The sequence below is a fragment of the Brevundimonas sp. SL130 genome, assembly GCF_026625805.1.
Taxonomy (GTDB): domain Bacteria; phylum Pseudomonadota; class Alphaproteobacteria; order Caulobacterales; family Caulobacteraceae; genus Brevundimonas.
The window spans coordinates 2,465,089-2,489,854 of record NZ_CP113064.1 but is presented as its reverse complement, the minus strand read 5'-3'; the positions used below and the strand labels follow the sequence as shown (position 1 = coordinate 2,489,854).

Below are 24,766 nucleotides of genomic sequence, written 5' to 3'. Positions count from 1 at the left end.
TCGGGAGGAGCGCCGCGATTTGGCGGCGGGTGTTGCAGAGGTCTGTGGCGGCGGGACCGAAGCCCCGCCGCCGGCCGTTTCTCAGTAGGCCGCCGTGAAGCGGGCGCGGCTGTGGTTGTGCTGTTCCAGTTCGTCCACCATGGCGATGGCGTAGTCGGCGAAGCTGATGCGGCTTTCGCCCTTGTCGTCCGTGATCAACTGGTCGCCGCCGGTACGGAAGACGCCCAGACGGGGGCCTTCTTCGATGAAGGCGGCGGGCGAGAAGAAGGTCCAGTCGATTTCGGTCTCGCTGCGAAGGGCGTCCAGGAAGACGATGCCCCCTTGGGCGAAGACTTTCCAATCTTCGGGAAACTCAGGCGTGTCGATCAGGCGGACGCCGGGCGCGACTTCCAGGCTGGCGGCGCCGCCCGTGACCAGCAGACGGGGAACCTTGGCGTTCTTCAGCGCCCCGAGCAGGGTCGCGGCTGACAGGTCGAAATGTAGGGCGCTGATGACCGCATCCGAACCTTTTATGAGTTCAGCCAAGGCGCCGGCGTCCGACGCATCCCCCGCAGTCGCTGTGACGCCGGGCGCGGCGGGAATGGCCTCGGGCTTGCGCGCGATGGCGACGACGGCGTGCCCGCGCGCCGCCAGTTCCTTGGTGATTTCGGAACCGGCGCGACCGCTGGCGCCGAGGACTGCGACTTTCATGGACGATCTCCTGTGGTATCCAATGGGTACCAAGTGTTATAAGCGGTCCCATGTCACAAGAAGGCACTTTCCTCTCATCTGGTCACCTGGCGGAAACCCGCTTGCCTGACGTCTATTCCGCCGCCTGTCCGACGCGGCAACTGCTGGATAGGGTCGCCGACAAGTGGACGACGCTGGTTCTGGTTCTGTTGCGTGAAGGCCCGATGCGGTTCAACGCCTTGCGTCGGCGTATCGAGGGCGTGTCGCAGAAGATGCTGAGCCAGACTGTCCGCCAACTGGAGCGGGACGGACTGGTCACGCGTACGGTGACGCCGACTGTGCCGGTCTCGGTCTCCTACGCCCTGACGCCGCTGGGCGGGACCCTGGTCGATGCGCTCCAGGCGATGATCGACTGGGCTGAGGACAATATGGCCGAGGTCGGCAAGGCGCAGGCCGCTTATGACGAGCGGCGCCTGGACTGAACTTTCCTGGGACGGAGCAGTTGACGCGGGCGGGGAAAGGGCGTCTTCAACCGCCGCCGACGAGGGATGTCCATGGCCAAGACAGCAAAGCGCTCCGGCCGGTCGGACACACGCCAGGTGGCGGCCCTGCCGTGGCGTATCGGCGCGTCGGGCCTGGAAATTCTGGTGATCACGTCGCGCGAGACGCGGCGCTGGGTCATCCCCAAGGGAGGGCGGATGGCCGGCAAGACCGACGCCCAGGCTGCGGCTCAGGAAGCCTTCGAAGAGGCCGGCGTGCACGGCGCCGTCGGCGGGGCCTCTATCGGCCATTTCCGCTATTCCAAGATCGGGCGTAACGGCGACCTGCGCGCCTATGTGGTGGCCGTCTACCCGCTGGAAGTCCTGGTTCAACTGGGCGACTGGCCCGAGGCGCATCAGCGCGAACGGCGCTGGATGAGTCAGGCGGATGCGGAGGCGGCGGTCGGCGAGCTCGATCTGAAAGCCCTCATTCGCAGCTTCGACGTCACGTTATCTTCGGATTGAGCGGCCGCCGGTTGAATTGGCCGGCAAGACGCGCGACTCTCTTATTGAGAAGGACCGGGGGGACCATGACGATTATTCGAAATCTGATGCTAGCGGCGATGCTGGGTGCGGTCGCGACCTCGACCCAGGCGCAGACCACTGAGACGAGACGGGACGACCGGCTTGAGGTCGTCGTGAGGCAGGATGATGGGATGGGGCCCCGTTCAGTTTTGGCGCGTGAGCTCCTGGATATTTCGGTGGGACCGAACTTCGCCAAGGAGATCGAGCGCGCCATGATCGACCAGATGGGCAAGGTCGGGGAACAGGGTGGCGAAGAGGCGGCCTGGGTGCGCGCCAACATGCCTCCGATGTTGGCGCGGATGATCGACCGCATGCTCGACGACATGGCGCCAATCTATGCCGACATCTATACCGAGGATGAGTTGCGCGGGCAGATCGCCTTCTATCGCAGTCCGGTCGGCCAGTCGGTCGCCGCCAAGGCCGCCAGCCTGGGCCTCGCTGTTCAGGAAAGCCAGGCCGCAGTGGTCCTGAGTTTCATGACCGAGTTCCAGACCAAATATTGCGCCCAGTTCAATTGCGAAGGCGCTCGAACGACGACCAAGCCCAGTCGCGACTAGGGTTCAGCTGTTCTGTCGGCGCTGCGCTGCAAGGCGTCGGGATCGGCGGCTTGATTTCTAACCCCGACGCCTGTATGAGCGCCGCTTCCCGTCAGAGGTTCACGCCTTTGACGGTCCTGTCCGAGAACTTCGGGGCGTGGGGGTCACCCAGGCCATAACAGTCAGAGAGCCCTCTGACGCCGTGGGGAGATGGGGACGCGACCTTGCCGCTGTCAGCCCGCATTCCGGGACGGACGCCGTCAGACGCATCCTTCGGACAATACGACCGGCCTGAACGCTTTGCGGCGACGCACGGCGCTTTGGCCAATCCGTCGTCGGGAATAAGCCCGGCGGCGAATACCAAGACTGGAGACCGCAATGGACCGCGCTCAAAAGGCCGAGTCGATCGAAACGCTCAAGGGCGTATTCGCCGACGCCGGCTCCGTGGTCGTGACCCACAACCTGGGTCTGACCGTTGCGGAAATGGAAGACCTGCGTGGCCGCCTTCGCAAAGAAGGCGCCGCGTTCAAGGTGGTCAAGAACCGCCTGGCGCTGAAGGCGCTCGAAGCTCAAGAAGGCAGCGACTACCACGGCCTGTTCAAGGGTCCCGTGGGCATCGCATACGCCGAGAACCCCGGTACGGCCGCCAAGGTCGCCACCGAGTTCGCCAAGACCAATGATCGCTTCAAGATCATCGGCGGCTTCATGGGCGAAACCGTCGTCGACGTGAAGGGCGTGGAAGTTCTTTCCAAGCTCCCGACCCTCGACGAAGTGCGCAGCCAAATCATCGGCCTGCTCAATGCGCCTGCGACTAAGATCGCCGGCGTGCTGCAAGCACCCGCCGGTCAGCTGGCTCGCGTGTTCAACGCCTACGCCACCAAGGAAGCCGCGTAAGCGGCCCAGCCTTTCATCTCTGCATCACTCTCTAAAACCAATCCTCCGAAGGAAAACTGACAATGGCTGACCTCGCCAAGATCGTCGAAGACCTGTCCGCTCTGACCGTTCTCGAAGCTGCTGAACTGTCGAAGCTGCTTGAAGAAAAGTGGGGCGTCAGCGCCGCTGCTCCCGTCGCCATGGCCATGCCGGCCGGTGGTGGCGCCGCTCCGGCTGAAGCCGCCGAAGAGCAAACCGAGTTCACCGTCGTCCTGATCGACGGCGGCGACAAGAAGATCAACGTGATCAAGGAAGTCCGTGGCGTGCGTTCGGACCTGGGTCTGAAGGAAGCCAAGGACCTGGTCGAAGGCGCTCCGCAGAACGTCGTCGAGAACGTCTCCAAGCAAAACGCCGACGAAGTCGCCAAGAAGCTGACGGAAGCCGGCGCCAAGGTCCAGATCAAGTAAGATCTGACTTTCGGCATTTGCTGAATATCGGAAAGGCCCGGCGGGAAACCGCCGGGTCTTTTCTTTTTGGGCCTATCGCCCTTCGGGCTACTTGAGGCCGTCAGTGCTGCGGGCGTGCAGGACGAAGACCAGGGGCGCAGGCTTGGCGGGGTCGAAGCCGCGCGGAATGTGGATCTGTACCGTGCGCCGGTCGGGACCGAAGGCGACGCTGCGGGTGGCGCCGGGGTCTCCGATCGCGCAGTCAGCCTTGGCGACGGACGCCAGTCCAAATGCGCCCACTCCGAAGACCAGGGCTCTGAGCCAGGATCTCGTGCCGCGTGTCTCCTTCTGTACTGTCCGGCAGGGTGAAGCGATTCCTGAGCGCGCTACTCAGGCCGATTTTCGACCATTGGCGGGATCGGTCTGGCTTCCCATTTGTTAGGCCTCAAAAGGAGATCCCCCACATGAAGATCCTGACGGTTCTGACCTCGCACGATCAACTCGGCGACACCTGCAAGAAGACCGGCTTTTGGCTCGAGGAACTGGCCGCCCCCTATTATGCGATGAAGGACGCGGGCGCGGAGATCGTGCTGGCTTCGCCCAAGGGCGGGCAGCCGCCGCTGGATCCCAAAAGCGATGACGCCGACGCCCAGACCGAGGACACGCGCCGGTTCAAGGCCGACGCCGAGGCTCAGGCGGCTCTGGCTGCGACCGTCGAACTGGCGTCGGTGAAGGCGGAGGACTTCGACGCCGTCTTCTATCCGGGCGGCCACGGCCCCCTGTGGGACCTGGCGACCGACGCCGATTCCATCGCCCTGATCGAGGCCTTCGCCAAGGCGGACAAGCCGACCGGCTTCGTCTGCCATGCGCCGGGCGTGCTGAAGTCGGTTCATGGCCCGGACGGCAAGCCGCTGGTCGACGGCCGCAAGGTGACGGGCTTCACCAATACCGAAGAAGACGCCGTGGGCCTGACGGACGTGGTGCCCTTCCTGGTGGAGAATGTGCTGATCGCCAACGGCGGCGACTATTCCAAGGGGCCGGACTGGGGGTCGTATGTTGTGGTCGACGGCAAGTTGGTGACGGGTCAGAACCCGGGCTCGTCGCGTGAAGCGGCCGAGGCCCTGCTGGGGTTGTTGAAGTAGGGCTCACCTCTCCGCGCGCGAAGGCGCGGGGGGAGGACAGGTCGCGCTTGCGACCAGGAGGGGGCGACTCAGGCGGCGGGGGTGACCGACCCAGCTTCAAACACCGAGTCGCCCCCTCCTGGCGCTCGCTGACGCTCACGCCTGCCTCCCCGTCGGCCTTCGCCGACGGGGAGGTGATCTTTTCTAGCGCTTCCTCGGTGCGAGGATGTCCGACAGGCGATCCGGCGTTCCCTCGATCCGTTCCAGGCGCGGATAGCGCAGGCCGTCGTGGTAGTCGAAGGCGACGGTGCGGAAGCGGTCGCCGGACTTGATCAGCAGTTCGAGGGGGGCGTCCGTCCCCTTGGCGGCGGTGACGGCGTTGCGTAGCGCCTCGGCCGAGCCGGTCTTGCCGTTGACGGCGACCAGGCTCCAGCCCGCGCCGATGCCCTGCTCGAAAGCGGGGCCGCCCCAGAGGATGTTGGCGATCTTGTCGCCGGCCAGGGTGAAGCCCAGTGAATACTGGAAGTCGTTGGCCCAGCCGGTGTTGACGGCCTTTTCATCGGCCGTGGGCGTGTCGGTATAGGTCAGGCGCCAGCCGCCCCGCTCGATCCCCGCCAAGGGGGCGCGGGCGTCGGGGCCGACGGCGTCGAGACGGTCGCGCAGGAAGCCGGCCCAGTCGTGCGGGTGGACGGCGTTCAGGGCGGCCACCACCTGATCGAAGGTGTAACCCTGGGGCGCCCAGGAGCCGTCGTTATGGCCGAAGAAGCCCTTGGCGAAGTCGTCCAGCGACTTGCGGCCGTCGGTCTCGGCCCGGATCAGGGTGTCGGCGTCCAGCCAGACCAGCAGGCTTTCGCGGTAGTAGTCGCCCGTGCCGCGCATCCACGACGGGAACTGGCCTGGCACGCGGTAGCCGAGCAGATTGTGGTTGTTGGTGTCCTGAAGCGCGCGCCACTGACGACCGGGCTGGTTGTCGTAGAAGGCGGCGACATTGGCCAGGGTGGCCAGGGCCACCGGCTTGGAATGGAGGCCTGATCGGGCGGCCAGGACGTCGCCCCAGTATTCGGTCTGGCCCTCATAGACCCACAGCAGGGTGTTCTGGGTCGGGACATTGTGGTTGGCGGTCAGTTCGTCCGCCGGGCGCATGAACTTGCCGTTCCAGGAGTGGGTGTATTCGTGGGGCAGCAGGCCCCGGTCGCCGGCGCTCTTGGCCCAGTCGGTGAAGAAGCCGGGGGCGCCGGTGTTCTCGGAACTGCGGTGATGCTCCAGGCCGATGCCGCCCATCTGGTCGGTCAGGGCGAACAGGAACTCGTAGTTGTCGAAGTGGCGGGCGCCGAACAGGCGGTCGGCCTGCTGGACCATGGCCTCGAACAGTTTGAGCTGGTCGTCGGTGGCGGCGAGGCCCTTCTCCTCGTCGGCGAGGAGGTTCAGGTGCACCCTTGATTCAGACGGGGCGCCGGTCGGGTCGATATCGACGCGGCGGTAGTGGGCGCCGGCGAACATGGGGCTGTCGATCAGGGTGTAGAGGTCGGTCGTCTCGAAGGCGGCGACGTCGCCGTCCCGGGACGCCGTCGTCAGGGCCGTGCCGTATTTCCAGCCCGCGGGCAGGACGACCGAGGCGGCGACGGGGATCTGGCGGCTGTAGTAGCCGGCCGGATAGAGGATGGCCTTCTCCCATTGCAGATTGACCATGGCCGGGGCCATCAGGACGCGCCAGTTGGAGCTGTCCGGCTGGGTCAGCTGCTGGAAGGCGACGTCGATGCTGGTCACGCCGGCCGGGATGTCGAGGTGGAAGGCGTAGGGTTCGAGGGTGTCGCGCAGCCACTCGATCCGCTGTCCATTGGCGGTGACCGTCAGGCCGGCCAGCAGTTGGATCGGGCCGGTGTCGGCGTGGTTGCCGGGCAGGTATTTTGGATAGAGCAGGGTCAGGGGACCGGGATCGGCGACGGGGATGGTCTGGCGGACGCGGATAATGCGGCGGTCCAGGTCGGTGATGTCGGCCCGGTACTGGATGACGCCGGGATAGGGGGTGTCGGCAGGCGCCGGGATGGCGGGCTGAGGCCGGGGCAGGGCCAGGGCGGCCCGGCTGGCGTCGGTGACGACCGGGGTGGACTGGAAGTCCTGGGCCAGGGCCGGGGCTGCGGCGGTCATCAGGGCGGCGAGGCAGGCGGCGGCGGTCAGGCGGGTACGCGACATCAGGTCATCCGAGCGAGAGGGCAGGCGCCCACCGTCGGGGAGCGGGGGAGGGGCGTCAAGGGACACAACGTCACCTCCCTGTGCGCGAAGGCGCGCGGGGAGGACAGGCGGGAGCGTCAGCGAGCGCCAGGAGGGGGCGACTCGGTGTCAGACGCTGTCATGGTCATCACGACTGTCGGAGTCGCCCCCTCCTGATCGCTGCGCGATCTGTCCTCCCCATTCGCCTTCGCGAATGGGGAGGTGTGGGTGAGCGTCAGCGCTTGCGGGGCGTCAGGATGTCGCTCAGGCGGTCGGGGGTTCCCTCGATCCGTTCCAGGCGCGGGTAGCGCAGGCCGTCGTGGTAGGGGAGGGCGACGGTTCGGTACTGGTCGCCGTCCTTGACGATCAGGGTCACGGACACGGCCGGATCCTTGGCGGCGGTGACGGCGGCGGCGATGCGGTCGGGGTTGGAGGCCTGGCCGTTGACGGCGACGATCTCCATGCCCGGCGCCAGGCCGGCGTCGAAAGCGGGGCCGCCCCACTGGACGCTGCGGATGGCGTTGTTCTCGCCGGTCTGGAAGCCCAGCGAATAGGTGAAGTCGTTGCGCTTCAGCTCTCCGAACAGGGTCTTCTGATAGGCGGTCGGGGTCTCGCCATAGGCCAGGCGCCAGCCGCCGCGCGTCAGGCCGTCCAGCGGCGCGTGGGCCTCGGGGCCGGTCGCGTCCAGCCGGGTGCGCAGGAAGGTCGCCCAGTCGTTGGCGACCACGCCGTTCAGCGCCGCAACCACATCCTCGAAGCTGTAGGGCGCGGGTTCGAAACTGCCGTCCTGGACGCCGTAGAAGGCCTTGGCGAAGTCATCCAGCGACTTGCGGCCGCCGGTCTTCTCCCGGATCGTCGTGTCGACGTCGAGCCAGATCAGTTGGCCCTCCGAGTAATAGTCCTCGTCGCGCTGCCACGACAGCCAGGGCTTGGGCTGGCGCTGGCTGATGATCGGGTCGTTGGTGGTGTCCTGAAGCGCGCGCCACTGACGGCCGAGGCGGGCGTCGTAGGTCGCGGCGGTCAGGGCCAGGGACTCCATCGCCTGGTCCTTGGTCAGCAGGCCCGAGCGGGCGGCGATCACCTGCCCGTAATACTGGGTCTGGCCTTCATAGACCCAGAGCAGACTGTTCTGCATCGGGCTGTTGAAATTGGGGACGTACTGATCGGCGGGACGACGCCATTTGCCGTCCCAGGAGTGGTTCATCTCGTGGCTGAGCAGGTCGCGGTCGCCAAGGTGGGTGGCCCAGCCGGTGAAGAACTCCGGATCGACCGAGTTCTCGGAACTGCGATGATGCTCCAGCCCGATGCCGCCCAGCTTGTCGGTCATGGCGATCAGGAAGTCGTAGTGGTCGAAGTGGCGGGCGCCGTACAGACGGTCCATCTGATCGACCAGATTGCGCAGGATCTGGATCTGCTCGTCGGTGGCTTCCAGGCTCTTGGCCTCGTCGGCGACGAAGTTGGCGCGGACGGGCGACCGGCCGCCGGGGTTCAGGTCGATCTGGCGATAGTGGGTGCCGGCGAAGACGGGGCTGTCGATCAGGACTTCCAGATTGACCGTCTTGAAGGTCTGGAGGTCGCCGGTCTTGCTCTCGGGTTCCAGCGCCGTGCCGAACCGCCAGCCGGTCGGGAACTTGACCGTGGGCTGAACCATTATGTTCCGCGACCAGTGGCCGGCGGGATAGAGCAGCATCTTCTCCCACTGGATGTTCAGCATCTCGGGCGTCATGGTCACCCGACCTTGATTGCCGCTGGTCGGCGACAGGTGTTGCAGGGTCACGGTCAGGCTGGTCGCGCCGGCCGGGACGGTCAGGTGGTAGGCGAAGGGCGAGAGGGTGTCGCGCACCCATTCGACGCGCTGGCCGTTGGCGGTGATCTCGATGCCGGCCAGCTGGGTGACCGGGCCGACGGGACCGTGGTTGCCGGGCAGCCATTCGGGGAAGAACAGGGTCATCGGCCCTGCCTGCGCCACCGGAATGGTCTCGGTGATCGCGAAGATGTGCTGGGCCAGGTTGGTGGCGTCGATATCGAGCGTGATCACGCCCGGATAGGCGACGTCGCGAGGGGCAGGGATGGCGGGCAGGGGCGCGGCCAGGGCGGGGAGCGCGGCCGAAGCCTGCTGGGCCAGGGCCGCAGGCGCGGCGGAGACAAGCAGGAGGCCAAGGCTAAGCCCAAGGGCGCTCAGGCGGGAGGGGATCATCGACACGAACTCTCAAGCCACAGGGGAGGGTGCGACAGTCCGCCGCAGGGCGCGGGGCGTCAAGGCTTGAGGCGGGCCGAAATTGCACTCCGCCGCCGAAAACAGTGCAATGTGTAAAAGAGTGCAATTTCGGCTGGTCAGCCTTCTTCCCTTGGTCTCAGCGGGGGGACTTCGGGCAGGAAGGGCGCGCTTTCCGGGTCGGTAGCCCAGGCGTAGCTGAGCACCGTCGCCTTGTCGTAGTTCGCCATCTGGAACAGATCCTGGTGCAGCTTGCTCCAGCCGCGCGCCTCGATCAGCCGGCCTTCGCGCACCGCACGGGCGACATTGGCCCAGGCCAGACGGGCGATGTCCGCCGAGCTACAGGGTGCACCGGCGTCCAGCAGGGCGACCTCTTCGGGAGGCTGCTGCGCAAGAACGTCGCCCTGGGTCTGGTCGCAAAGGCGCCAGGCTTCGGTCCGGGCGCGCCAACGGAAGGTCGACAGGCTGAGGCCATGGCGCTCGCAGACCTCGGCGGCCGGGGCGCCGGCGAGATAGTCGGCGCGGGCGGCGGCCCAGACCTTGGGGGAGCGCCGGATCCAGGGAGACGGCGGGGCGGAGACGGGGTTTGAAAGATCATCGGTCATGCCGATCATCTTGCTTGAGCCGCCAGCTCAGGCGCGCTGGAAGGCGAATTTAATTCTCAAGTCGTTGAATGATCGGGCGAACGATTTCAGAATTAGGCAATCCGACGGAGCGTTGCGCGCCTATTTCGCTCTGATCGTTCAGCCCGCAGGCTTGACCTCGAGCAGTTCGACCGAGAAGCGCAGAGTTGAGTTGGGCGGCAGTTCGCCGCCGCCGACCCAGCGCGAGCCGTAGCCGAGCGAGGCGGGGATGACGAACTCGTAGATCTCGCCCACGCGCATCAGGGCGACGCCCTCGGTCCAGCCCTTGATGACGCGGTTCAGCGGGAATTCGGCCGGCTCGTTGCGGGCGTAGGAGCTGTCGAACTCGCGTCCGTCGATGAAGGTCCCGCGATAGTGGACCTTGACCGTGTCGGTGGCGGCGGGCTGGGCGCCGTTCGGATGGGCCTTGCCGACGCGACGATATTGCAGGCCGCTGGCGGTGGTGGTCCAGCCGCGCCGGGCGCCGTTCCAGGCCAGATAGTCGGTGTTGCCCGCGTCCCAGGCCTGTTGCGGCGTCAGGGGCGTGTGGCCCTCGACCTGGGCGGCGGCGCGGGCGGCGGCCGAGATGGTCTCGGCATAGGTGACGGGTTGGCCGCGCGAGGCGCAGGCGGCGAGAGACAGGGCGGCGAGGGCGAAGGCGGCGGGCAGGGCGATGCGAGTCATAGGGCGACGCTATCAGGGAGTGGCGCGGTGCGGCAGAGGGATTTTCCCTTCTCCCTTGGGAGACCTTTGCGTAAGCCTGTTGTTGGCCGGGGCTCTTGATAGGCGTGGCGCTGAGGATGTGTTTGGGGGCTGGATCGGAGGGGTGCGGTTGGTTTTAGGCGGGCGTCTCGCCGATCTGATGGGCTTCAGGCCAGCAGCATCGCCGCCTTCCTGAGATTGAAGGCTATGCACAGCAGTCTGAGCTGGAGGCGGTTGGCCTCCAGGCCTCGGTATCGGACCCGGCGATAGCCGTAACTGCGCTTCAGGGTTCCGAACACGCGCTCGACGGCGGCGCGGACAGGACCGATCAGCCGGTTGCGAACCGCCTGCCAGTGGGGGAGTCCGTCCTGATGCTTGTGGCTGCGGTGCAGGATGCGATCCTTGATCCCGGCGGCCTTGAGCCGACGTCGGCGACCCTTGTGCTCATAGGCCCGATCGCCATAGACGGCCCGCTCGTCGCCGCAGATCAACCGATCCGCCGTCTCGCTGTCGCTGACCTTCGCCGAGGTCAGTTCAGCGCGCCGGATCAGCCCCGACCCCTGATCGACGCCCATATGAGCCTTGTAGCCATAGTGAGACCGACCGTTCTTCATGGTCCAGTCCGCGTCCGGATCGGTTGTCCCACGTCGGCCCAGGCCTGCCTCGCGCGACGGCCGAGCCACCGCAGCCTCCACCAGGGTCGCGTCCATCAGCGTCCCCGACCTGACCACTAGGCCCCGCGCCTCCAACTGGCGACCGATCTCCTGAAACAGCGCCCCGTCCAGACCCCGGTCACGCAAGGCCTTGCGGAACCGGCTGATCACCGAATGGTCCGGCGCCCCCTCGTCCAGACCCAGGCCTACAAACCGACGAAAGCTGAGGCGGTCTCCCAGAGCCTCTTCGAGCCCCGGGTCCGACAGTCCGTACCACTGCTGTAATAGCAAGGCCTTCACCATCGTCAGAGGCGGCCAAGACGGTCGACCCGACCGGGCCGAATAAACCTCCGACACCAACCGCTCCACCGCCGTCCAGTCGAACACCGAGCCAATCCGCTCAAGCTGCTCGTTGCGACCCAAACTCGGCGAAAGCCAGGCTTCGCTCAGGTGACCCTGTCCGCTTGACCGATGCATGAGCCGTCTCCTTCTCAAAGGAGTGAATCACCGAACCGCAGTTATGCAAAGGTCTCCGACGGGAGAGGGTTCAAAGGTCTAGCGCCACCTTCACCCGGGTCTGGAAGTCAGGCTGTTTGCCGACGTCGTTGTGGCCTGCCTGAGGGAAGCTGAGGTGTTCGACCTGGACGCCTTCGGCCCCAAGTTCACTGGCCAGGCGGCGACTGAGGGACGCGGGCAGGGTGTCGTCGCGCCCGGCCTCCAGCACCACCACCTTGCCGGGATAGCCCTGAAGCGCGGCCGGGATGTCGATACTGTTCAGATTGGGCGCGATGTGGATGCGCACGAAGGGGCGGGCCCAGCCGACCATGGTGTCCACGGCGGCGCGGGTGCTGGGGGTCGTCGTCTCCAGCACCAGGGCGTCGGCGCGCATATATTGCGCGGCCTGGGCGCAGACGGGCCCGCCCAGGGAATGGCCCCAGGCGATCAGCTTGCGGCCCTCAGCATCGGCCTAAGCGCGGGCGGCGTCGGCGACGGCCGTGCCGGCGGCCATGAAGTTCGCGTAGTCGGCCTGGCCCGCCGTGTCGCCATAGCCGGGATAGTCGAACATCAGGGCGTCGCCGAACGGCGCCAGCTTGGCGGCGGTCTTGCCCGCGCCGGCGCTGCGCCGGAACAGATTGCCGCCGCAGAACAGGATCAGGGGCGCGCCAGCGCGACCGGTCCGGACGCGGGTGACGCCCACGGCTCCGCCCGAATAGGGAAGGCTGAGGACATCGGCCTCGAAGCCCATAGGGATATCTGCGGGCAGGGTGATCTTTTCGGCCGCCAGACGGGTGTCGGGATAGAAGAAGGCGTCCTCGGGGACGTTCATCGACAGGCAGCCGGACAGCAGAACGGCGGCGGCCAGGATCGTAAGGCGTCTGTGCATGGTTCGGGCTCCCCTGAAACGATCATGCGGCGGTCGCCGGGGTTGTCAATCGGGCGGTTTCGCCATGGCGTCGTCTGGTTCCCGAAAAACTGCGATCCAGGTCTTTATTTCGCCGTGGAAGCGAGTATATGTTCGCGTTCCGCAACACTCCTAAAGAGTCTGCGCGCAAGCGCCGAGGCCCGGTCCGTCGCCCTCCGACCGGAGCGAAGGCGCGGCTCCTTCCCCAGGGAGCCGGTAAATTTCAGGCGTCCTGGCCCGGCAGCGGGCCGAGGGTGGACGCCGAAAACCTGGCTGCGGACGCTTAAAACGCGCACCGTGGCTGCCGCATTTCACGCGCGCCTTCCCCGGGGTGTGCGTCATGGGAAACACTGAATGACTGACGTCGCCCACGATCTCGCCATCAACGGTCAGATCGCTTCCGCCACCTCGTTCACCGGCAAGAAGCGCATCCGCAAATCCTTCGGGCGCATCCCCGAAGCGGTCGCGATGCCGAACCTGATCGAGGTCCAGCGCGCTTCCTACGAACAGTTCCTGCAACGCGAGGTCCGTCCGGGCCAGCGCAAGGAGCAGGGCATCGAGGCGGTCTTCAAGTCGGTGTTCCCGATCAAGGACTTCAACGAACGCGCCATCCTGGAATACGTCTCGTACGAGTTCGAGGATCCGAAGTACGACGTTGAAGAGTGCATCCAGCGCGACATGACCTATGCCGCGCCGCTGAAGGTCAAGCTGCGCCTGATCGTGTTTGAGACCGACGAGGAAACGGGAGCCCGTTCGGTCAAGGACATCAAGGAGCAGGACGTCTACATGGGCGATATCCCGCTCATGACGGACAAGGGCACGTTTATCGTCAACGGCACCGAGCGCGTGATTGTCTCGCAGATGCACCGTTCGCCGGGCGTCTTCTTCGACCACGACAAGGGCAAGACGCACAGCTCGGGCAAGCTGCTGTTCGCCGCCCGCGTGATCCCGTACCGCGGTTCGTGGCTCGACTTCGAGTTCGACGCCAAGGACGTGGTCTATGTCCGCATCGACCGCCGCCGCAAGCTGCCGGCCACGACCTTCCTGATGGGTCTGGGCATGGACGGCGAAGAAATCCTGAAGACCTTCTACGAGACCGTGCCTTACGAGAAGCGCGGCGAAGGCTGGGTCACGCCGTACAAGGCCGAGCGCTGGCGCGGTGTGAAGCCGGAGTTCGATCTGGTCGACGCCGACACCGGCGAAGTGATCGCGCAAGCCGGCCAGAAGATCAGCGCCCGCGCCGCCAAGAAGCTGGGCGACACGACGACCTCGCTGTCGCTGGCCGCCGACGCCCTGGTCACCAAGTACCTGGCCAATGACGCCGTCAACTTCGAGACCGGCGAGATCTTCGCCGAGGCCGGCGACGAGCTGGACGCCCCGACCATCGAAGTGCTGGAGCAAAACGGCTTCACCACCATCGAGGTGCTGGACATCGACCACGTCACGGTCGGCGCCTACATGCGCAACACCCTGCGCATCGACAAGAACGACACCCGTGAGGACGCTCTGTTCGACGTCTATCGCGTGATGCGTCCGGGCGAGCCGCCCACCCCGGAAGCTGCCGACAACATGTTCAACTCGCTGTTCTTCGACAGCGAACGCTATGACCTGTCGGCCGTCGGTCGGGTCAAGATGAACATGCGCCTGGAGACCCCCGAGGTTTCCGACGAGATCCGCGTCCTGCGCAAGGACGACGTGCTGAAGGTGCTGCAGATCCTGGTCGGCCTGAAGGACGGCCGCGGGGAGATCGACGACATCGACAATCTGGGCAACCGCCGGGTCCGTTCGGTCGGCGAGCTGCTGGAAAACCAGTACCGCGTCGGTCTGCTGCGGATGGAGCGCGCCATCAAGGAGCGCATGTCCTCGGTCGATATCGACACGGTCATGCCGCACGACCTGATCAACGCCAAGCCGGCCGCCGCTGCGGTTCGCGAGTTCTTCGGTTCGTCGCAGCTGTCGCAGTTCATGGACCAGACGAACCCGCTGTCGGAAATCACCCACAAGCGTCGCCTTTCGGCGCTTGGCCCGGGCGGTCTGACGCGTGAGCGCGCCGGCTTCGAAGTCCGCGACGTGCACCCGACCCACTACGGCCGCATCTGCCCGATCGAAACGCCGGAAGGCCCGAACATCGGCCTGATCAACTCGCTGGCCACCCACGCGCGCGTCAACAAGTACGGCTTCATCGAGAGCCCGTACCGTCGCGTGAAGGACGGCGTGGCCCAGAACGAGGTGGTCTACATCTCGGCCATGGAAGAGTCGAAATACACGATCGCCCAGGCCAACATCGAACTGAAGAACGGCGTCATCGTCGAGGACCTGGTCCCCGGCCGGATCAACGGCGAATCCCAGCTGCTGAACCGCGACGCCGTGGACATGATGGATGTGTCGCCGAAACAGGTCGTTTCGGTCGCCGCCGCCCTGATCCCCTTCCTGGAAAACGATGACGCCAACCGGGCCCTGATGGGCGCGAACATGCAACGTCAGGCCGTGCCGCTGGTGCAGTCGGACGCGCCGCTGGTCGGCACCGGCATGGAAGCGGTCGTGGCCGTGGACTCCGGCGCCGTCGTGGTCGCCCGTCGTGAAGGCGTCGTCGAACAGATCGACGGCACCCGGATCGTCGTGCGCGCCACCGGCGACGTGGACGCCGCCCGTTCGGGCGTCGACATCTATCGCCTGTCGAAGTTCCAGCGTTCGAACCAGTCGACCTGCATCAACCAGCGCCCGATCGTGCGCGTGGGCGACCAGGTGAAGGCCGGCGACGTCATCGCCGACGGCCCGTCGACGGACCTGGGCGAGCTGGCCCTGGGCCGCAACGCCCTCGTCGCCTTCATGCCCTGGAACGGCTACAACTTCGAAGACTCCATCCTGATCTCGGAGCGCATCGTGCGCGACGACGTCTTCACCTCCATCCACCTCGAGGAATTCGAAGTGATGGCGCGTGATACGAAGTTGGGCCCGGAAGAAATCACCCGCGACATCCCCAACGTCGGCGAGGAAGCCCTGCGCAACCTCGACGAAGCCGGCATCGTGGCCATCGGCGCCGAGGTCCAGCCGGGCGATATCCTGGTCGGCAAGGTGACGCCGAAGGGCGAAAGCCCGATGACCCCGGAAGAGAAGCTGCTGCGCGCCATCTTCGGCGAGAAGGCTTCGGACGTGCGCGACACCAGCCTGCGCCTGCCGCCCGGCGTCGCCGGCACGATCGTTGACGTTCGCGTCTTCAACCGTCACGGCGTCGACAAGGACGAGCGCGCCATGGCGATCGAACGCGCCGAGATCGAGCGTCTGGGCAAGGACCGCGACGATGAGCTCAAGATCCTTGAGCGCAACGTCTATGGCCGCCTGAAGCCGCTGATCCTGGGCAAGAACGCTGTCTCCGGTCCCAAGGGCATCGGCCGCGGCGAACTGACCGAAGAGAAGCTGGCCGAGGTCAGCCGTGGTCTGTGGTGGCAGATCGCCCTGGACGACGAGAAGGCCATGGGCGAGCTGGAGGCGATGAAGCGCCAGTTCGAAGACGCCCGTAAGCAACTGGACCGTCGTTTCGAAGACAAGGTCGAGAAGCTGCAACGCGGCGACGAACTGCCCCCCGGCGTGATGAAGATGGTCAAGGTCTTCGTGGCCGTGAAGCGCAAGCTTCAGCCCGGCGACAAGATGGCCGGCCGTCACGGCAACAAGGGCGTCATCTCCAAGATCCTGCCGATCGAGGACATGCCGCACCTGGAAGACGGCACCCACGTGGACGTCGTTCTGAACCCGCTGGGCGTGCCCTCGCGCATGAACATCGGCCAGATCTTCGAAACCCACCTGGGTTGGGCCGCCGCCGGCCTGGGCAAGCAGATCTCCGGTCTGCTGGAAGCCTGGCAAGCGGGTGGTCAGAAGCAGGCGCTGATCGATCGTCTGACCCATATCTACGGCCCGGAAACCCCGTTGCCGCAGGATGAGGAAGACCTGATCGAACTGGCGAAGAACCTGTCCAAGGGCGTGCCCTTCGCGACCCCGGTCTTCGACGGTGCGCACATCGGCGACATCGAACGCCTGCTGGAAGAGGCGGGGCTGAACAAGTCGGCCCAGTCGATCCTGTATGACGGTCAGACCGGCGAGCAGTTCAAGCGTCCGGTCACGGTCGGCTACATCTATATGCTGAAGCTGCACCACCTGGTCGACGACAAGATCCACGCCCGCTCCATCGGCCCGTACTCGCTGGTCACCCAGCAGCCGCTGGGCGGCAAGGCGCAGTTCGGCGGTCAGCGCTTCGGGGAAATGGAGGTCTGGGCTCTGGAAGCTTACGGCGCCGCCTACACCCTGCAAGAGATGCTGACGGTGAAGTCCGACGACGTGGCCGGCCGGACCAAGGTCTACGAGGCCATCGTCCGCGGCGACGACAGCTTCGAGGCCGGCATTCCCGAGAGCTTCAACGTGCTCATCAAGGAAATGCGTTCGCTGGGTCTGAACGTGGAGCTGGAGAACAGCTGAGGGTGAGCAAGGTGTGAAGAGTGAGCGAAGGAGTGAGCGCGCAGGTTGCTCTTTCTTCGCTCACATCTTGCTCACTTTCCACTTGTCACCAGCAGCTCCCACGCTCTCAAAGATTTACCGCGGCCCCCGCCGCAGAAGGAAAACAAGATGAACCAGGAAGTCCTGAACATCTTCAACCCGGTCCCGGTCACCCCGACCTTCGACCAGATCAAGATCGCCCTGGCCTCGCCGGAGAAGATCCGGTCGTGGTCGTTCGGCGAGATCAAGAAGCCGGAAACCATCAACTACCGCACGTTCAAGCCCGAGCGTGACGGCCTGTTCTGCGCCCGTATCTTTGGCCCGACCAAGGACTACGAATGCCTGTGCGGCAAGTACAAGCGCATGAAGTACAAGGGCATTATCTGCGAGAAGTGCGGCGTTGAAGTCACGCTGGCTCGCGTTCGCCGCGAGCGTATGGGTCACATCGACCTGGCCGCCCCGGTCGCCCACATCTGGTTCCTGAAGTCGCTGCCGTCGCGCATCTCGCTGATGCTGGACATGGCGCTGAAGGACGTCGAGCGGGTCCTGTATTTCGAGAACTATATCGTCACCGAGCCGGGCCTGACCCCGCTGAAGCAGAACCAACTGCTGACGGAAGACGAGTTCTATCGCTACCAGGAAGAATACGGCGATGACGGCTTCACCGCCGAGATCGGCGCCGAGGCCGTCCGCAACCTGCTGATGGGCATCGACCTGCACGCCGAGGCTGAAAAGCACCGCGGCGAGCTGGCCGACAGCCCGTCGGAAATGAAGGCCAAGAAGGCGTCCAAGCGCCTGAAGCTGATCGAGGCCTTCCTGGAATCGGGCAACAAGCCCGAGTGGATGATCCTGACCATCGTGCCGGTCATCCCGCCGGAACTGCGTCCTCTGGTGCCGCTGGACGGCGGTCGTTTCGCGACCTCCGACCTGAACGACCTGTATCGCCGGGTGATCAACCGGAACAACCGCCTGAAGCGCCTGATGGAGCTGCGGGCGCCGGACATCATCATCCGTAACGAAAAGCGGATGCTGCAAGAGTCCGTCGACGCCCTGTTCGACAATGGCCGTCGCGGCCGCGTGATCACGGGCGCCAACAAGCGTCCGCTGAAGTCGCTGGCCGACATGCTGAAGGGCAAGCAAGGCCGCTTCCGTCAGAACCTGCTGGGCAAGCGCGTCGACTATTCGGGCCGTTCGGTCATCACCGTGGGGCCGGAACTGAAGCTGCACGAGTGCGGTCTGCCCAAGAAGATGGCGCTGGAGCTGTTCAAGCCCTTCATCTATGCGCGCCTTGACGCCAAGGGCCTGTCGGGCACCGTCAAACAGTCCAAGCGCATGGTCGAGCGCGAGCAGCCCGCCGTCTGGGACATCCTGGACGAGGTCATCCGCGAGCACCCGGTTCTGCTGAACCGCGCGCCGACGCTTCACCGTCTGGGCATCCAGGCGTTCGAACCCAAGCTGATCGAGGGCAAGGCCATCCGCCTGCACCCGCTGGTCTGTACGGCGTTCAACGCCGACTTCGACGGCGACCAGATGGCCGTTCACGTCCCGCTGAGCCTCGAGGCCCAGTTGGAAGCGCGCGTCCTGATGATGTCGACCAACAACATCCTGTCGCCCGCCAACGGCAAGCCGATCATCGTGCCGTCGCAGGACATCGTCCTGGGTCTGTACTATCTGTCGCTGGTCAAGGACGGCGAGCCGGGTGAAGGCAAGCTGTTCGCCAATATCGGCGAGATCGACGCCGCCCTGGACGCCAAGGTCGTCACCCTGCACAGCCGCATCAAGGCGCGCTGGACGGAACAGGACGCCGAAGGCAAGGAGGTGACCAAGGTCATCGACACCACGCCGGGCCGGATGAAGCTGGCGGCCCTGCTGCCGCGCAACCCGAACGTCGGCTATCGCCTGCTCGAGAAGAACCTGACCAAGAAGGAAATCGGCAATCTGATCGACGTGGTCTATCGCCACTGCGGTCAGAAGGCGACGGTCATCTTCGCCGACCAGATGATGGGCCTGGGCTTCCGCGAGGCCGCCAAGGCGGGCATCTCGTTCGGCAAGGACGACATCGTCATTCCGGCGAAGAAGGCCGAACTGGTCGCCGAAACCCGCACCCAGGTGGAGGAGTACGAGCAACAGTACGCCGACGGCCTGATCACGCGCGGTGAGAAGTACAACAAGGTCGTCGACGCCTGGGCCAAGGCCACGGACCGGATCGCCGACGCCATGATGGGCGAGATCGCGCAGCCGCGCGTGCTGATCGAGGGTGAAAACCCCGACATCAACTCGGTCTTCATGATGGCCAACTCCGGCGCCCGGGGTTCGCAGGCGCAGATGAAGCAACTGGGCGGCATGCGCGGCCTGATGGCCAAGCCGTCCGGCGAGATCATCGAGACGCCGATCACCTCGAACTTCAAGGAAGGCCTGACCGTCCTTGAATACTTCAACTCCACCCACGGCGCCCGTAAGGGTCTGGCCGATACCGCGCTGAAGACCGCCAACTCCGGCTATCTGACGCGTCGTCTGGTGGACGTGGCGCAGGACTCGATCGTCACCGAGATCGACTGCGGCTCGACCCGCGGCATCACGCTTCGCGCGGTGATGGAAGGCGGCGACGTCCTGGTCTCGCTGGGTCAGCGCATCCTGGGTCGCTATGCGGCCGAGGACATCAAGGAGCCGGGCACCGATACCGTCCTGTTCCCCGCCGACACCTATCTGGTGGAAGAAGTGGTCGAGGCGGTCGACGCCGCCGGCGTCCAGTCGGTCAAGGTCCGTTCGGCCCTGACCTGCGAGGCGGAAGCCGGTATTTGCGCCCACTGCTACGGCCGTGACCTGGCGCGCGGCACCAACGTCAACATCGGCGAAGCGGTCGGCGTCATCGCCGCCCAGTCGATCGGCGAGCCGGGCACCCAGCTGACGATGCGGACCTTCCACATCGGCGGTACGGCCCAGGTGGCGGAAACCTCCTTCATGGAGGCGACCAACGCCGGTAACGCCCGCATCGCCGGCCCGACCGTCGTCGCGGCCCACGGGGACCTGGTGGCCATGAGCCGCAACGTGACCGTGACCGTGGTCGTCGACGGCAAGGACCGCGAGACGCACAAGGCCCCGTACGGCGCCCGGATCCGGGTCAAGGAAGGCGGCGAAGTGAAGCGCGGCCAACGCCTGGCGGAGTGGGACCCCTACACCACCCCGATCCTGACGGAAGTCGGCGGCCTGATCCGTTTCGAGGATCTGGTCGAAGGCCTGTCGGTCAAGGAAGAAACCGACGAAGCGACGGGCATCGCCCAGCGCGTCGTCAGCGACTGGCGCGCCAGCCCGCGTGGTTCGGACCTGCGTCCGGCCATGGGCGTCACCTTGGGCGACGCCTACGCCAAGCTGGCCTCGGGCTCTGACGCCCGTTACCTGCTGCCCGTGGGCGCGGTTCTGTCCGTGTCGAACGGCGATGAGGTCAAGCCGGGCGAAATCATCGCCCGCGTCCCGACCGAAGGCGCCAAGACCCGCGACATCACCGGCGGTCTGCCGCGCGTCGCCGAACTGTTCGAAGCCCGCCGTCCCAAGGACTGCGCGGTCATCGCCGAGATGGATGGTCGCGTCGAATTCGGTCGCGACTACAAGAACAAGCGCCGCATCAAGATCACGCCGGAAGTCAACGCCGACGGCGTGCAGGGCGAGCCGGTCGAGTTCCTGATCCCGAAGGGCAAACACATCTCCGTCCACGACGGCGATCTGATCCAGAAGGGCGACTACATCATCGACGGCAACCCGGATCCGCACGACCTGCTGCGCATCCAGGGCGTCGAGGCGCTGGCTGAGTATCTGGTGAACGAAGTGCAGGAGGTTTACCGACTGCAAGGCGTGCCGATCAACGACAAGCACATCGAAGTCATCGTGCGTCAGATGCTGCAGAAGGTCGAAGTCCTGGATTCGGGTGAAACCACCCTGATCCGCGGCGACACCGTCGAAGTGGCCGAAGCCGTGCTCGAGAACGAGAAGGTCGAGAAGCGCGGTGGCCGGATCGCCACCACCCAGCCCGTCCTGCTGGGCATCACCAAGGCGTCGCTGCAAACCCGCAGCTTCATCTCGGCGGCGTCCTTCCAGGAGACCACCCGCGTCCTCACCGACGCCTCGGTCCACGGCAAGAAGGACATGCTGGAAGGCCTGAAGGAAAACGTCATCGTCGGCCGCCTGATCCCGGCCGGTACGGGCGCCTATCTGCGGGCCCTGCAAAAGATCGCCAACGATCGCGATGCAGAGCTGACGCAAGCCCGCGAAGACTCGATCGAGCCGTTGCCGGCCGATCTGCAACTGGAGCTGGAGAGCAGCGAAGGCTGATCTCCGGGTTCGGATGTGATGAAATGAAGAGGGCGGCGCCGGCGACGGCGCCGCCCTTTTTCTATGGGCCGGTTTCTATGGGCCGGTTAGTTTGAGGGACTGGACTGGCGCGTTCGTTCGCCCCGGTTGATGGTGGTCTCGGCGCCCTGACGCATATCGACGCCCTGCACGTCGGGCAGCTGAGCGCCCGCGCAGCCGGTGCCGAAGTTTGAGCCGACGCAGTCGGCAGGGCCGACCACGCCCACGCCGCCGGACAGGGGCCGGCGCTTGGCTTCCCACTCCGCCAGACGGCGCGCGCCCTCGCGGGCGAAGGCGGCGTCGCGCTGAGGATTGCCGGAGCCGGTGATCGGGGCGGCGTTCTCACCGCGTCGGGCGAACTCGTCGCGGCAATGGCGGCGCTCGGCGTCGTTCAACAGGTCGGGAGAGGCGCAGCCGGGCAGGCCCTGGCGCATTGATCGCGCCATGGCCCCGGAACGATTGGCGGGATCGACCCGCCACACGTCGGCCGGGGGCGGCGCGCCGGGCGGCGCCGGAGCGGCGAAACGGGGACGCAGAGGGGCGGGCCGGGGCACGGCCTGGGTCTCGGGCGTTGGCGCTCGGACGGACGGGGAGGGCGAGGACGTCGGGGCGGCGGCGGGTTCGATGTCCGGCGTGGCCACGGTCGGGACGCGGGGGCGTTCGTTCAACAACAGGGGGCGGGGTTCGATGTCGAGATAGACCGGCGGCGGGGCGGCCACGATGTCGCGCCCCTCAATCCCGAGCGCCGTGAAGGACAGGGCGGCGATCAGGGCGGTGTTGATGGCGACAGCCGCCGTCGCCAGACCCGCCTTGCGCCAGTCGGGACGCCGGGAGTTGAGACGGGGCAGGGCGGATACGCTCATTCACGACGCTTTCGCAGATTGGGCAGCAGGCCGTCCCTCGAAGAAAAGAGATCGACCTGAATATTGACGCCTTCACACCCGGACATGGGATTGGGCCTTTCACAAGGCGGGTCGCCCCGAGGCGGTTCGGCGCGCTGCGCCTCCCATGCGGCGAGGCGTCTGGCGCCCTGGCGGGCGAAGACGGCGTCCCGTTCAGTGTCGCCTGAGCCGGTGATGGCGCGCGGTCCCTGGTTTGAACGCGTCCATCGGTCGTCGCATCGTTGGCGAGCTTCGGCGGACAGGCGATGCGGCGTGTCACAGGACGCAAGAGCGTCGCTGGAACGGCCGGCGCCGGTTGTGACGCGCCACTGGTCGTCGATGCGAGCGCCGATGGGGGCGGAGAAACCCGGTGTCTTCGCCTCATCCGAGCCCTTAGGCGGAACGGAAGCTCGCTGCTCGGCAGGGGAGGGCGGGCGGCTGGACCGCCGAAACGCCGTGGGCGGAGGCCGGTCGTTCGGCAGCGGCGCGCGTGGCTCGATGTCGAGATACAGAATCGGTCCGACAGCCGGGAGCCGCGGTGTCCGCGCACGTCGGTCCTCGATAGACAGCAGGGTCAGAACCACGGCGTTGACGCCCAGAGCAGCGGCCGTCGCACCCGCCCAGCCGATCTTGCCCGTCGTCGCCATGCCGTCCCCCGACCGTTCGATGCGACGCTCGACTGCAAGGGTGGCTGGATTCAGGCGCTGGTTTGACTTGTTCGCGTCACGGCTGTGTGGGCGCCTTGGGCCAAGAGACGGCACGGTCGGTGATGGCGTGGCTTCAGAGCGCACAGGGCGCGTAGAACCCCTCCTCTTGAAGTGGTACGGCATAAGGTGTTCTGTGGGGGAACGGATGAGAACTCGACTTGCTTTCATCATCGGCTTGAGCGGTCTTGCCGCCGCGTGCGCGACGCCCGAAACGGCCGCGAATCTGTCGGACGGCACGCATGTAGTTGGACGCAGCCTCACCCCGACTGCGGAGGATGGAGCCGTGACCCTGGAGTGCGTCTTGGCCGAGGGGGGATTGCTGACGGACTGTGTCGTCATCTCCGAGCAACCTTCCGATCAAGGTTACGGCGAGGCTGCGCTGGCCATGGCCGCAAGAGGCGTGCGGGTGGAGGTGGACGCCGGCCGAGTGGGACAGAAGGTTCGCTTCACCACCCGTTTCCGGCTCCAGGATTAGGTCGTTCTTGACCTTTTCCCCCATCGCGCATATACGCGCCGGACTTTCGAGGCGTGGCCGGTTCGCCGGTCGCTGAGATCGTGACAATTGAACGGACGGGCTGTGCCCGCCGGAACGCCCAAAGCGCGCGTTCCGGCCCTTTGTGTTTTCCGGTGCGCCGGAGCGAACCGGGGCTGTTTGTCGTCACGCGATCAGTCTCGATGACACCCGGGCGAGGGGATGGTCCCCCGTTCACAAGAAGGCGAGAGGCGCTTCGGTCGAAAGACACACGCCTCCATCAGAAGTCGAGATAAGTTTCGAATGCCTACGATCAACCAGCTGATCCGCAAGCCGCGCAAGCCCAAGCCCACCCGTAACAAGGTGCCGGCTCTGGAGGGTTCGCCCCAGCGTCGCGGCGTCTGCACCCGCGTTTACACCACGACCCCGAAGAAGCCGAACTCGGCTCTGCGTAAGGTCGCCAAGGTCCGTCTGGCCAAGAACGGCTACGAAGCCGTTTGCTACATCCCCGGTGAAGGCCACAACCTTCAAGAACACTCGGTTGTTCTGATCCGCGGCGGCCGCGTGAAGGACTTGCCCGGCGTTCGCTACCACATCCTGCGCGGCGTGCTCGACACGCAAGGCGTCAAGGACCGCAAGCAGCGTCGTTCGCACTACGGCGCCAAGCGTCCGAAGTAAGCCATTCGCGTCCGGGTCTTTGCACCCGGAGGCCTTTTCGAGATCTTCCCGGCGAGCGCCGGGCACTGCAAGGAATAACCTATGTCGCGTCGTCACCGCGCCCAGAAGCGTGAAGTTCTGCCGGATCCCAAGTTCGGCGATCTGATCGTCACCAAGTTCATGAACTACGTCATGTACGAAGGTAAGAAGGCCGTCGCCGAGAACATCGTTTACGGCGCCTTCGACATCCTGGCGGACAAGAAGAAGGAGCAGACTGCGGTCGAGACCTTCCACACCGCTCTGGACAATGTCGCGCCTTCGGTCGAAGTCCGCTCGCGTCGCGTCGGCGGCGCGACCTATCAGGTGCCGGTCGAGGTCCGTCCGGACCGTCGCCGCGCCCTGGCCATCCGCTGGCTGGTGAATGCTGCGCGCAAGCGCGGTGAAAACACCATGACCGAAAAGCTGGCCGCCGAGCTGCTGGACGCCTCGAACAACCGCGGCACCGCGGTCAAGAAGCGCGAAGACACCCACAAGATGGCCGAGGCGAACCGCGCCTTCAGCCACTATCGCTGGTAAGCGTCTTAAAACCGTCTCCCTTTCGAAGCTAAGGGACGGTTCCTATCTAAGACTATCCGGCGCGGGCGGTTTGAGCTAAATCGCCCGCGCTCGCTTATCCGCCGCATCGACGATCACCCCGAGGGC

At 65.8% G+C, this 24,766-nt stretch carries 21 protein-coding genes; 11 read left to right on the top strand and 10 right to left on the bottom strand.

The genetic code is table 11. The features are described 5' to 3' along the window. Positions 1-81: 81 nt before the first annotated feature. Entirely contained in the window at positions 82-690 is a 609-nt protein-coding gene (locus OU998_RS12170) for an NAD(P)-dependent oxidoreductase (protein WP_267513821.1), read from the bottom strand. A gap of 101 nt (positions 691-791) precedes the next feature. Here OU998_RS12170 and OU998_RS12165 point away from each other — a divergent pair, with 101 nt between their 5' ends. The 5 genes from OU998_RS12165 (at position 792) to rplL (ending at position 3,609) form a co-directional block, all read left to right on the top strand. Further along, on the top strand, positions 792-1,151 hold the full coding sequence (locus OU998_RS12165) for a winged helix-turn-helix transcriptional regulator (RefSeq protein ID WP_267513820.1): 360 nt from the start codon (positions 792-794) through the stop codon (positions 1,149-1,151). Positions 1,152-1,223: 72 nt separating this feature from the next. Then, positions 1,224-1,673 carry an NUDIX hydrolase gene (locus tag OU998_RS12160; protein ID WP_267513819.1) on the top strand — a complete coding sequence of 150 codons (450 nt, stop codon included), beginning with the start codon at positions 1,224-1,226 and terminating at the stop codon, positions 1,671-1,673. Positions 1,674-1,738: 65 nt separating this feature from the next. Further along, the gene (locus tag OU998_RS12155) at positions 1,739-2,290 is read left to right on the top strand and encodes a DUF2059 domain-containing protein (protein WP_267513817.1); all 552 of its coding nucleotides are present in this window, start codon (positions 1,739-1,741) and stop codon (positions 2,288-2,290) included. Positions 2,291-2,647: 357 nt separating this feature from the next. After that, positions 2,648-3,163 carry a 50S ribosomal protein L10 gene (rplJ, locus tag OU998_RS12150; protein WP_267513816.1) on the top strand — a complete coding sequence of 172 codons (516 nt, stop codon included), beginning with the start codon at positions 2,648-2,650 and terminating at the stop codon, positions 3,161-3,163. Between the two features lie 62 nt (positions 3,164-3,225). Beyond that, positions 3,226-3,609, top strand: coding sequence for a 50S ribosomal protein L7/L12 (gene rplL, locus OU998_RS12145; protein ID WP_267513815.1), 384 nt, complete (start codon positions 3,226-3,228; stop codon positions 3,607-3,609). Between the two features lie 87 nt (positions 3,610-3,696). Here the strand turns inward: rplL and OU998_RS12140 are convergent, their stop codons facing one another. Beyond that, the gene (locus OU998_RS12140; protein WP_267513814.1) at positions 3,697-3,888 is read right to left on the bottom strand and encodes a hypothetical protein; all 192 of its coding nucleotides are present in this window, start codon (positions 3,886-3,888) and stop codon (positions 3,697-3,699) included. Positions 3,889-4,052: 164 nt separating this feature from the next. Between OU998_RS12140 and OU998_RS12135 the strand changes: the two genes are divergently transcribed. Next, entirely contained in the window at positions 4,053-4,730 is a 678-nt protein-coding gene (locus OU998_RS12135; protein ID WP_267513812.1) for a type 1 glutamine amidotransferase domain-containing protein, read from the top strand. Between the two features lie 183 nt (positions 4,731-4,913). Here OU998_RS12135 and OU998_RS12130 read toward each other — a convergent pair whose 3' ends face one another. The 7 genes from OU998_RS12130 to OU998_RS12100 all read right to left on the bottom strand — a co-directional run bounded on the left by OU998_RS12130 (position 4,914) and on the right by OU998_RS12100 (position 12,497). Beyond that, positions 4,914-6,902 (bottom strand): M61 family metallopeptidase, encoded by a 1,989-nt coding sequence (locus OU998_RS12130; RefSeq protein WP_267513809.1) that lies wholly within the window; start codon positions 6,900-6,902, stop codon positions 4,914-4,916. Positions 6,903-7,155: 253 nt separating this feature from the next. Beyond that, entirely contained in the window at positions 7,156-9,117 is a 1,962-nt protein-coding gene (locus OU998_RS12125) for a M61 family metallopeptidase (protein WP_267513807.1), read from the bottom strand. 137 nt (positions 9,118-9,254) lie between these two features. Further along, a complete protein-coding gene (locus OU998_RS12120; protein ID WP_267513805.1) occupies positions 9,255-9,740 on the bottom strand; it encodes a hypothetical protein in 486 nt (161 codons plus the stop codon). 138 nt (positions 9,741-9,878) lie between these two features. Then, positions 9,879-10,442 (bottom strand): FKBP-type peptidyl-prolyl cis-trans isomerase, encoded by a 564-nt coding sequence (locus OU998_RS12115; protein WP_267513803.1) that lies wholly within the window; start codon positions 10,440-10,442, stop codon positions 9,879-9,881. A 185-nt stretch (positions 10,443-10,627) separates the two neighbouring features. Continuing rightward, positions 10,628-11,590, bottom strand: a complete 963-nt coding sequence (locus tag OU998_RS12110) for an IS5 family transposase (RefSeq protein ID WP_267513802.1) — start codon at positions 11,588-11,590, stop codon at positions 10,628-10,630. A 70-nt stretch (positions 11,591-11,660) separates the two neighbouring features. Next, positions 11,661-12,002 (bottom strand): hypothetical protein, encoded by a 342-nt coding sequence (locus OU998_RS12105; protein ID WP_267513801.1) that lies wholly within the window; start codon positions 12,000-12,002, stop codon positions 11,661-11,663. A 78-nt stretch (positions 12,003-12,080) separates the two neighbouring features. After that, positions 12,081-12,497: a hypothetical protein gene (locus OU998_RS12100; RefSeq protein ID WP_267513800.1), complete on the bottom strand. Its 417-nt coding sequence runs from the start codon at positions 12,495-12,497 to the stop codon at positions 12,081-12,083. A 372-nt stretch (positions 12,498-12,869) separates the two neighbouring features. Here OU998_RS12100 and rpoB point away from each other — a divergent pair, with 372 nt between their 5' ends. Continuing rightward, complete coding sequence (gene rpoB, locus OU998_RS12095) at positions 12,870-16,985, top strand: DNA-directed RNA polymerase subunit beta (RefSeq protein ID WP_267513799.1); 4,116 nt, start codon at positions 12,870-12,872, stop codon at positions 16,983-16,985. Positions 16,986-17,132: 147 nt separating this feature from the next. Then, positions 17,133-21,329 carry a DNA-directed RNA polymerase subunit beta' gene (gene rpoC / locus OU998_RS12090; RefSeq protein WP_267513797.1) on the top strand — a complete coding sequence of 1,399 codons (4,197 nt, stop codon included), beginning with the start codon at positions 17,133-17,135 and terminating at the stop codon, positions 21,327-21,329. Between the two features lie 86 nt (positions 21,330-21,415). Here the strand turns inward: rpoC and OU998_RS12085 are convergent, their stop codons facing one another. Continuing rightward, positions 21,416-22,210: a hypothetical protein gene (locus tag OU998_RS12085; RefSeq protein WP_267513796.1), complete on the bottom strand. Its 795-nt coding sequence runs from the start codon at positions 22,208-22,210 to the stop codon at positions 21,416-21,418. Between the two features lie 870 nt (positions 22,211-23,080). Between OU998_RS12085 and OU998_RS12080 the strand changes: the two genes are divergently transcribed. The 3 genes from OU998_RS12080 (at position 23,081) to rpsG (ending at position 24,640) form a co-directional block, all read left to right on the top strand. Next, positions 23,081-23,410, top strand: coding sequence for a hypothetical protein (locus tag OU998_RS12080; protein ID WP_267513795.1), 330 nt, complete (start codon positions 23,081-23,083; stop codon positions 23,408-23,410). A gap of 300 nt (positions 23,411-23,710) precedes the next feature. Further along, positions 23,711-24,085: a 30S ribosomal protein S12 gene (gene rpsL, locus OU998_RS12075; RefSeq protein WP_008260482.1), complete on the top strand. Its 375-nt coding sequence runs from the start codon at positions 23,711-23,713 to the stop codon at positions 24,083-24,085. A gap of 81 nt (positions 24,086-24,166) precedes the next feature. After that, the gene (rpsG, locus tag OU998_RS12070) at positions 24,167-24,640 is read left to right on the top strand and encodes a 30S ribosomal protein S7 (RefSeq protein WP_267513794.1); all 474 of its coding nucleotides are present in this window, start codon (positions 24,167-24,169) and stop codon (positions 24,638-24,640) included. The last annotated feature ends 126 nt before the right edge of the window (positions 24,641-24,766 follow it).